At 66.6% G+C, this 2,365-nt stretch carries 3 protein-coding genes; all 3 read right to left on the bottom strand.

Annotated features, from left to right (window positions below):
• On the bottom strand, positions 1 to 872 hold an 872-nt coding region (locus tag VGE27_RS03230), incomplete at its 3' end, for a helix-hairpin-helix domain-containing protein (RefSeq protein ID WP_331048194.1).
• Between the two features lie 125 nt (positions 873 to 997).
• A complete protein-coding gene (locus VGE27_RS03235) occupies positions 998 to 1,453 on the bottom strand; it encodes a hypothetical protein (protein ID WP_331048195.1) in 456 nt (151 codons plus the stop codon).
• Positions 1,454 to 1,497: 44 nt separating this feature from the next.
• Positions 1,498 to 2,365: alpha/beta hydrolase (locus tag VGE27_RS03240; RefSeq protein ID WP_331048196.1), on the bottom strand; the 868-nt coding region annotated here is incomplete at its 5' end.

Below are 2,365 nucleotides of genomic sequence, written 5' to 3' on the forward strand. Positions count from 1 at the left end.
CTATCGCGCAGCTCGTCGCCGGCCAGGGCGAAACCGCGCTGCGTGGCGAGGTCGGTGATCTCTTTCACATGGGCCGTACTACCGGTCGCGCGCCACCAGGCGAGCACGAACTGTTCCGGGCGCACGCAGTGCAGATCCACATGGGCACCGTCCTCGAAGCGGAGCGAGATGGTGCGCCCGCCGCCGCCGAGCACTTCGCGCACGCCGCGCAGCTGTGAGAGCGTGGTGGCCACGACACTGGGGCTGCCACGCACGGCGGCCACGAGGTCGATGTCCCGCACAACTTCCATGCGCCGCCGGATGGATCCGGCGATCTCGAGTCGCAGCACGTCTGGGTGAGCCCGCAGGGCTTCGGCGATGCGCGCGGCTTCGGCCCGTCCATGTTGCCACAACACGGCGGCGCCCGTGGCGCGCAGATCGGCGATGCCCTTGAGGATGCGTTCCGCGGTGCGCTCGCCGAAACGCGGCAGCGCGGCCAGGCGACCGTTGCGCGCGACTTCCTCGAGCTCCATCACGGAGTCGATATCGAGACCGTCGTGAATGGCCCGAATGCGCGCGGGACCGAGACCGGGGATGCGCAGCATTTCGAGCAGCCCTTCCGGCGTTTCCTCCTGCAACCGCTCGAGCAACTCGGAGCTGTTGGACGCAACGAGGTCGCGCAGGACGGCGTGGGCTTCATCGTCCAGCGGTTCGCCGGAGATGGCCGTGGCGTCGGGCAGTGTGCCGAGCGCATCGGCGAGTGGTGTGTCGGCAAACGCCCCGACGGTGCGCGCGGCCGCCTGCATGTTCCGCACGCGTGCCTTGTCGGCATCGTGCAATTCCAGCAGGGTGGCAATGCTGGTGAGAACGTGGGCGGCGGTGCGGCTGTGCATACACGCAATCTAGCGGGCGCGGGGCGCTTCCGGCGGTGACCACGGCGGAGATTGCGGCGCGTCAGGTGTGCTGCGTGTGATCTGCCGTATGCAGTCGGGCAGTCATCCCGGGACCGCCGCAGGCGTCAGCTTTCGACGCCCGCCTGGAACTTCATCTGCCGGATGAGATTCACCATCTCTCCCTCAGTGAGGTCCAGCTCATGCTGACCGGCGACGGGATCGAGCAGGCCATTGCGCATGCCCACACCCACCCGGTTCTGGTAGCGCACCTTGGCGAGCAGTTCGAGCGTGATCTGGCGCAGGCCATGGTACTTGCGTTTCTCGGCGTTGGCGCGGCGATACCGCTGCGTCAGTTCATCCGGTTGGAGATCGCGGGCGAGCGCCAGTACGTCGTCGGTCGTCCGCCCGGGAAATACACCGCGGTCTGGGATGCCGTTGTTGGTCCAGTCACTTTCGGCAAAGAACAGCCGTCCCACGAACTCGATGCCATCGTGGGAGGTGTGCAGGGTGACACGGACCTCGCGGTCGTCGACCGAGAAGGTGCCCAGTGGGGTCTGGATGACGGTGCTGCGTGACGCCATTGCAAGAGCTCCGACCAGCGTGATACGAGCGTAATACGAATCGTCTATCGTGTCGCTGTTTCGGCCAGGAATGTCTGCAGCGCCGCAAACAGGGCTTCCGGCTGTTCGACGTACGGGACATGTCCACACGCGTCGAGCACCACGAACTGCGCACCCAGACACTCGGCGGCCGCTGCTGCCGATTCAAGTGGAATGGGATCCGCATTGCCGTGAACGACGAGCACGGGGCAGTCCACGGCACAAAGCGCATCGCGCAGGTCGAAGTCGCCGAGACTGTTCCAGATGGACTGTTGGACTTTGCCTGTCACGCGAAACGGCGTCAACGCCGTCGCCTTCGCGGGATCGCGGAAATATCCGGCAACGCTGAGCTCGAAACTGCGCTGCCGATAAGCCTCGGGATCGCGCTCGCGCAGCCCCGATGCGTTGAGTTCGGCACGCATGCCCTGGATGATTTCGCCGCGCCCGCGTGCGGCGAGCGCCTCTTCAAACTGGTTGCGCCAGGCACGCGTGATGGGCGCAGGGGAGATGAGCACCATGCGCGCGGGGGCGGGCAGGGAGGCGTCCTGCGTGCAGCGGATGGCGTACAGCATGGCCAGCATCGCGCCCCAGGAGTAGCCGATCAGTGTGGGTGGGACGAGTCCGAACTCACCGATGAGTGCGCCAAGGTCGGCGACCTGTGTTTCCCAGGTGATGGGGGTGGGGTCGTCAGTCTTGGATTGTCCGCCTCCGCGCTGGTCGTACGTGTATACGCGATGGTTCTCGGCCAGGGCGAGCATCTGCGGATACAGGTAGTCGTGGTGCGCGCCGGGGCCGCCGTGCAGGAGCATCAGCGGCGCGGCGGAGGGGGGGCCGTCGACGCGGTAGTAGAGGGAAGTGGAGGCGGAGGACGGCATGAAGGGCGGGGGCTGGTGA

The organism is Gemmatimonas sp. (assembly GCF_036405635.1).
Classification (GTDB): domain Bacteria; phylum Gemmatimonadota; class Gemmatimonadetes; order Gemmatimonadales; family Gemmatimonadaceae; genus Gemmatimonas.

Excerpts from the sequence above, each read along its gene's own strand:
- VGE27_RS03235 (WP_331048195.1), bottom strand. The coding sequence starts at position 1,453 with ATGGCGTCACGCAGCACCGTCATCCAGACCCCACTGGGCACCTTCTCG.